The following is a 7,003-nucleotide window of genomic DNA, read 5'->3' on the forward strand; positions in this document are numbered from 1 at the left end:
ATCGAGCTTTGCCAGTCAGTTTGAACGACTGCAGGCCGATGTTCTGGCCCAAAAAGAGACGGCGCTACAACGTATGGAGCAAATGACAACAGAGGTCACATCCCAGTTCACCCGCCTGGATGCCGATCTGCAAAGCCAAAAAGATACGATTATCAAGCAACTAGACCGCCTAGCAACAGAATCCTCAAGCTTGCTGGGCGATCTGCGTGCCGCTACAGATACTCGCCGAGGGCAAGCCTTCAATGCCCTGGATGGTCTCGTAGCCGAGTTGCGATCGCATATGGATGACCTCAAGGCCGATAGCCAAGCCCAGCGCAATAGTCTACGGCAAACAATTGAGCAATTAGAAGCGCGGTTCACAGCCAAGCTAGCAGACCTAGAATCCGGCGTGGAAACTGAGAAAGCCGAGGCTCTCCGCTCTGTGCAGGCGATCGCTCACGATCTTTCGGCCCAGCTCCAGTCCCTGAATAGCCAAGCCCAGACCCAAAAAGATCAGATTCTCCGCGATCTGTCCACCGTCTCCCCCGAAACCATCGTCAAAGACTTTGCCCAACAAATTGATCAGCAACTGACCGATCTCACCAACCAACTGGCGATCCTGCGCTCCAACCAACCGCAGCTTTTCCTCCGTCCCGATGATTATCTTACCCAGGGGCAGGCGTTGATGGCAGAGGGACGCTATCGAGAAGCGATCGCCCAGTTTGAGCAAGCCCTCGACCTTCAGCCCCAAAATCCAACTATCTGGTATCAGCGAGGTATAGCCTTCCAGGAACTCAGCCGATTTGACGACGCGATCGCCTGTTTTGACAAAGCTATTAACCTCGATTCCGGCAACGGAGCGCTCTGGTATCAGCGAGGTTTGGTACTCAAAGACATGCGTCGCTTTGAAGGAGCCCTGGCCGCCTTCAACCAAGCCCTAGAACTCCAGCCCACCGATCATAAAGCCTGGCTGAATCGCGGCATTACCCTGATGCGCCTCAAGCAACTCGACGACGCGATCGCCTCCTTTGATAAAGCCTTAGACATCAAACCCGACTACCACGAAGCCTGGGTGAATCGCGGTGTTGCCCTCGGTAGCCTGCAGCGCCATGAGGATGCCTTCGATGCCTTCGACCGAGCTGTGCAGTGCCGTCCGGATGATGCGGTCGCTTGGCTGAATCGCGGCATGGCCTTGGAAATGCTGCAGCGCTATGAGGATGCGATCGCCAGCTTTGATCGCGCCCTAGACCATAATCCCAAGTCGGCTAAGGCTTTAGATAAGCGCGGTGCTGCCCTCCTGCAACTGCAGCGCTATGGAGAAGCGATCGCCAGCTTTGAGCAAGCCCTAGCCCTGAAGCCTGACCATGCCAGCGCCCACTACAACAAAGCAGCGGGCCACGCTTTGCAGGGTGAGGTAGAAGCAGCGATCGCTTCCCTGCAATCAGCCATTGCGATCGCCCCAGCCTATCGCGATGACGTCGCGGCAGATCCTAATTTCGCCAATCTCCAAGGCCGGGAGCAATTTCAGACCCTGCTGTCCTGATCGACGGCTTTGAGCCCAGCCCATAGCTCCCTGAAGATGCGGGTGATCTCCCAGGTCACGATTCAGGTCAAGACCTAGTTGCCCGAAGGTTATTGGGATCTTGATCTTGGAAAAAGGTATAGCGGTTCTTGCCTTCTTCCTTGGCCTGATACATGGCAGCATCGGCTTTGATCAAAAGATCATCAGGCGTTTCGCTATCTGTAGGATAAATGCCAATACCTAAGCTGGTTGTGACCTGGAGCGGAATCCCTTCCAGCGCAAAGGGTTGGGCAAGGTTTTTAATAATTTTTTCGGCTACCGTTTCAATGCTGTCGCGCCCTGGAATAGCCGGCAGCAGCACCACAAATTCATCCCCGCCCAATCGCGCCACCGTGTCGCTACCGCGTAGGCAACGCGTGAGACGACTGGCCACGGCTTTCAGCAGTAGATCACCCAAGCGGTGACCGTGGGTATCATTGATCGTCTTAAAGCCATCTAGATCGAGAAACAGCACCGCCGTGAGCCGTTCGTTGATGCGGGCAATCTCCAGCGCCTCGATCAACCGCTCTTCCAAGAGCTTACGATTGGGCAAACCGGTGAGGGTATCGTGGTAGGCCATGCGGCGCAGGCTATCCCCCGCTTGGCGCAGTTCTGCGTTGGATTGCACCAGTTCTGCAGCGGTGCGGCGCAGTTCTTCCTCAATCCGTTTGCGCTGGGTAACGTCATGGATTACTCCAACGAGAAAGACATTGCCTGCTAAATCCCGATGGAGCGATCGCTTGGTGGCAATATAGTAGGTCTGCCCATGAACATTGGTGAACTCTTCTTCCGTTTCATTACCAAGGCCCGTCGCTAGGGTTTGCTCATCCTGCTGACGGAAGAGATCCGCCTGCTCTTGGGATAAAATATCTTGCTCTGATTTCTCTAGGAGGGTCTCCACAGGCTGTCCAACAAAACTTGCATAGGCTTCATTCAGCACAATCCAGCGGTGGCGATTGTCTTTCACAAAGATCGGGTCGGGAATCGTGTTGATAATCGAGTTCAAAAATTCCTTCGATTTTTGCAGCTCTTCCTCTAGGTGAGCAAAGTAACTGATAATTACCACCGACGAGCCCACCAAAGTGAGCAACGACGGCACCCAGGGCAACCACCAACCATAGATCAACGCTAGGTAGCAAATGCCTGTTAACCCAACCACGCCCGTCGCGATGACGATCAGCGACCGAGTGGGCGATCGCAACATCCAAGCAATGGTGCTGCCGACTAAGGCCCAGCCCAAAATCCACAGCCACTCCAGCGGCTCCGCCCAACTGGTTATCAGCGGTCGTTGGTTCAGAGAAGCACTCAAAATTTGGCTAATGAAATTGGCTTGCAGTTCCACGCCAGACATCCGCACAGCGCTACTGCCGTCTGTACTGTGAGGCGTGAGCACAAAATCTTGCAGGCTATTGGCCGTAGAACCAATTAATACTAAGCGATCGCGAAACTGCTCTGGATCAGCCTGTCCTTCCAAAACGTCCATCAGGGGTACCTGCTGAAATCCATCGGCGGGGCCCCGAAAGTTGGACATAATTTGATAGCCTCGGGTATCAACCCGCACATAGCCACCATCATTGGGCTGCAAGGCTTGAAATTCCGCATCTCCCAACTGCAGGTATCCTGAGGACGACGTACTGGGCCCAATCTCCTCGGTCTCTAGATACCGTTGCGCTAAAAGCAGGGAAAAGCTGGTGACAAAACGCCGGTTACCATCCGGGTCATCCATCCACCAATACAGGAGCGATCGCCGCACCCGCCCATCACCATCCGTGAGAATGTTGTTAAACCCTATCTGATCAGCTTCTAGGAGAATCGTGGGTGCACGCACACCCGTGCTATAGGCATCCGGTAATTTTTCAATACCGATCAGGTTGGGGGTAGTTTCAAACACCTCCACTAAGCGATCATGCCCCGGCTCGACGGGCAGGTCTCGATAGATATCTAGCCCAATTACCCGAGGCTCATAGGTCGACAAGCGTTCAATCAACTCCGCCATCGTGCCATCGGTGATCGGCCAACTGCCTAGGGCATTAATATCGCTATCATCCACCGTGACAATCACAATCCGATCATCTTGGGGTTCAGGAGGACGCAGGCGAAACAGTTGGTCGTAGGCAGAGAGTTCCGCCATCCGCAGCAGGCCGAGCATACGCACGAGAACAACGACCCCCGTGGTGCCAAACGCCGTCAACCAGACGCGACGATTGCCCCAGAGGCCACGTTTTAGCCGCTGAGCCTTGGTGGCCCAGCCTTTAATACTCATTCGAGACTGTGGCGATGACAGAATCCTACCCTCCTGTGGCAGACAATAGACAGGCCATTGGAGCGATCGCGCCCGTCTAGTCTAAGCATAGTTTGACGTACGGTTGCTATCTCTCAACATACCCAGTTTTAGCGATAAATAACGACAGACCAGTGATCCGTAATTTCACGGTTCTTACAAGCTCTCCGGATGTTGTGGAAGCCTAGGGTCATACGCGTCTCAACGGGCTGCTAATAGTCTGCAAGGGGCTGAGGTATGGACGCTCTAGGCCTGTGATAAGTTGCCTCCTGGGAGAAGCGATCGCCCTTTGTGAACAGTCAGAACCACCAGGATAGTGATATATATGTGAACTCAAGCAGGTGCGTTTCCGAGACCTGCTTTTTGAGTGACTGTGTTGAAGTGACTGTGTTTGGATGACTGTAGGAGTGAAGGCATGGCCGACCACGTTTTGAAGGCAACTTGTGACACGGTTCACCTGGGTGGATTTTCGTCAGAGTTGCCCGCCGCTCTGACCGTTGAGTCGGGCGATCGCATTCATGTTGAAACGCTAACGGGATTTGACGTTTGTCCCCAAGCGCCCCCCGCCTTTCTCACCCCCGAACTCCTAGACATTTACCATCGCCTGCCCGAGTCCCGTAAGGTGGGCCCCGGGCCCCATTTGCTGACGGGGCCAATCCATGTGCGGGGAGCGGAGCCGGGAGATGTGTTGGAGGTGCGGCTGGAGGCGATCGCTCCCCGAGTTCCCATGGGGTTTAACGTCATCCGGCCCGGCTGGGGAGCCTTGCCCAAACGGTTTGACCAACCAGCTCTGCGCTTCATTCCCCTGGATTTAGAGAACAACGTAGCGGAATTTTTGCCGACTATCCGTATTCCCCTCACCCCCTTCTTCGGGATCTTAGGCGTCGCCACAGATGACGTAACCCGAAACTCCGTCCCGCCGGGCATCTACGGCGGCAATATTGACAACCGCCACCTGCAGGCCGGCTCCAGTCTCTTTCTGCCAGTCTTTTTGCCCGAAGCCCGTCTATCGATTGGCGATGGTCACTCCGCCCAAGGCGATGGGGAAGTAAACGTGACGGCGATCGAAACCTCCATGAACGGCACCATCACGGTGATCCTCCATAAACACATGCCCCTGGATGCGCCCCTCGGAGAAACCCCCACCCATTGGATTACCATGGGCTTCGCCGAAACCCTCGATGCAGCCTTTGAGCAAGCCCTACAGCGGATGATTGCTCTGTTAGAACAGCGCTGGAGTCTGGCGGCAGAAGATGCCTATGTTCTATGCAGTCTCGCTGCCCATTTCCATATCACCCAAGTTGTGAACTACCCCCACAAAGGCGTTCACGGACTCTTGCCCAAATCTATCTTGCCCCAGGAACAGCTATGACCTCAATGGATCTTTTCGGACTAGCGGCCGGTGGGCTGCTGTCGGGTATTTTGGCCGGGTTCCTAGGCATTGGCGGCGGCACTATTTTAGTGCCCATTCTCGTCGCGTTGGGATACATCCCGGTGCAGGCGGTGGCCACTAGCAGTTGGGCGATCGTGATTACGTCCCTGTCTGGCAGTTGGCAAAACTGGCGCATGGGGTATCTGGATCTATCACGGGTCATGTTTTTGGGGATCCCAGCTCTGATCACCGCGCAATTAGGGGTGCTGGTGGCAGGGGCGCTGCCGGGGAGAATTTTGCTGATTGCCTTTGGCATTTTCCTCATGATCAATGTCTTTTTGGTGGAGGTTCGCAAACAAATTGTTTTACGAGCGAAGCGCCTAGAAGGACTGGAAGAGAGCGATCGCCCCCTACCGGAAACAGAGAAAGCCACCTGGTCGCCCGTCACCTCCCGAATTGTCACCGGCGGTCTGGCCGGGTTCATGGCCGGCATTTTTGGCATCGGCGGCGGCGTGATTATGGTGCCACTGCAAATTCTGTTGCTCAAAGAGCCGATTAAACTGGCTATTCAAACCAGTTTGGGCGTGATTGTGATGACAGCCCTATCGTCCACCGCCGGTCACGCCGTTCAGGGCAATGTTCTATGGCTGCCAGGCTTGATTTTGGGACTAGGCGGTCTGCTGGGCGTTCAAGTCAGCACCCGCGTCTTGCCTAAACTCCCCGAGCAGGTGGTGAGTCTGCTGTTTCGTTCCATGCTGTTTGTGCTGGCCCTCTATATTTTCTGGCAAGCCGCCAACCCTCAAACCTAGGGGGCGATCGCCCTTCCCGGTTCACCCCGATCGGATCGAAGCCTGGGACATGGGTTGAACTAGGCTCTGCCTGGAGGGATCAGTCTCCACCCAAATAGTGTTCTGGATCTGAACGTAGCTACAGCTAGAGTGCAGGCAGACTGCCAGACTAAAGTTCCACGATCACCGGTGCATGGTCGCTAGGTTTTTCTAGCTTGCGGGGCTCCACGTCAATCACGCAGCTTTTGACCCGCTTCAGCAAACTGGGGGATAGATAATGGTGATCGATGCGCCACCCGCGATTGCGGCGGAAGGCGGCGGTGCGGTAGTCCCACCAGCTAAAGTGACCACCTTCATCGGTGAGGTAACGAAAGGCATCGCTGAGACCTAGGTCTAGCACAGATTGCAGAGCAGCTCGCTCCACGTCTGACGACATAATGTGGGTTTCGCGCTTGCTGGGGTCGTGGATATCTTTGTCTTCTAGAGCAATATTGAAATCACCGCAAACGCTGAGGGCATCAGGATTCTGCTCTGCTAAATAGGCACTGAGGTAATCCCGCAAGACGGCTAACCAGCGCAGCTTATAGTCATACTTATCGCTCCCGATCGCTGATCCGTTGGGCACATAGAGATTGACAATGCGGATGCCCTCAGCCACACCGCTGATCACCCGTTTTTGCTCATCCATCTCCGTCACGCTGTCTCCCAGCACCGCCGCAAAGCCAATCTGCACATCCTCCAAGGGCGATCGGCTAAGCATGGCTACGCCGTTATAGGACTTTTGCCCTGAAATATAGAGGTGATAGCCTAGATCTTCCAAGGGCGATCGCGGAAAGTCTGGATCCACCACCTTGGTTTCCTGGAGACACAGCACATCAACGGGATTGGCCTGCAGCCATTGGGTAACGTGGTCGAGGCGAGAGCGAATGGAGTTAACGTTCCAAGTGGCAATTTTCATCAGAGTTTCAGCGTTGACAATAAACCCGTGCGCCTTCCATTAGAGCAGGAAGCGAGGGGGCGCG

Annotated in this window: 5 protein-coding genes; 3 read left to right on the forward strand and 2 right to left on the reverse strand. The window is 54.9% G+C overall.

Translation table 11 applies throughout. The features are described 5' to 3' along the window. On the forward strand, positions 1 to 1,522 hold a 1,522-nt coding region (locus tag V6D20_15330), incomplete at its 5' end, for a tetratricopeptide repeat protein (GenBank protein HEY9817152.1). Between the two features lie 67 nt (positions 1,523 to 1,589). Here the strand turns inward: V6D20_15330 and V6D20_15335 are convergent. Beyond that, positions 1,590 to 3,803 (reverse strand): CHASE2 domain-containing protein, encoded by a 2,214-nt coding sequence (locus V6D20_15335; GenBank protein ID HEY9817153.1) that lies wholly within the window; start codon positions 3,801 to 3,803, stop codon positions 1,590 to 1,592. A 433-nt stretch (positions 3,804 to 4,236) separates the two neighbouring features. Between V6D20_15335 and V6D20_15340 the strand changes: the two genes are divergently transcribed. Continuing rightward, on the forward strand, positions 4,237 to 5,193 hold the full coding sequence (locus V6D20_15340) for an acetamidase/formamidase family protein (protein HEY9817154.1): 957 nt from the start codon (positions 4,237 to 4,239) through the stop codon (positions 5,191 to 5,193). Beyond that, positions 5,190 to 6,002: a sulfite exporter TauE/SafE family protein gene (locus tag V6D20_15345; protein ID HEY9817155.1), complete on the forward strand. Its 813-nt coding sequence runs from the start codon at positions 5,190 to 5,192 to the stop codon at positions 6,000 to 6,002. The genes V6D20_15340 and V6D20_15345 overlap by 4 nt, the downstream gene beginning before the upstream one ends. Positions 6,003 to 6,150: 148 nt before the next feature. Here the strand turns inward: V6D20_15345 and xth are convergent, their stop codons facing one another. Next, the gene (gene xth / locus V6D20_15350) at positions 6,151 to 6,939 is read right to left on the reverse strand and encodes an exodeoxyribonuclease III (GenBank protein HEY9817156.1); all 789 of its coding nucleotides are present in this window, start codon (positions 6,937 to 6,939) and stop codon (positions 6,151 to 6,153) included. Positions 6,940 to 7,003: the final 64 nt, after the last annotated feature.

The organism is Candidatus Obscuribacterales bacterium (assembly GCA_036703605.1).
Lineage (GTDB): Bacteria > Cyanobacteriota > Cyanobacteriia > RECH01 > RECH01 > RECH01.